Source organism: Bartonella sp. MR168JLCBS, assembly GCF_042194175.1.
This window is the reverse complement of record NZ_JBHIMP010000545.1, coordinates 1-266: the sequence shown is the minus strand read 5'-3', so window position 1 is coordinate 266 and position 266 is coordinate 1. Positions and strand designations below refer to the sequence as shown.

Below are 266 nucleotides of genomic sequence, written 5' to 3'. Positions count from 1 at the left end.
GGAGATGCAACTTTACGCACCCTTTATGAGAGTGCACGGGCACGAGATATTCCTCTCTTTACTGCTGCTGCTGAAATAATTAAAACGGATGAGTTAAAACCCAAAGCACGTACTGCTTTGCGAAGCATTGTCGAAAATTTTCACCGCTGGCAAAATATGCTGCAATACACACCCCATAGAGAGCTTGCAGAAATAGTCCTAGATGATTCCGGCTACACAACCATGTGGCAAGAAGATCGCTCACCAGAAGCACCAACGCGACTAGA

1 pseudogene is annotated in these 266 nt (G+C 45.9%); it reads left to right on the top strand.

What is annotated here, in order from left to right:
* Nucleotides 1-266, top strand: a pseudogene (locus ACFIK8_RS12540) (ATP-dependent DNA helicase); the annotation flags it as partial.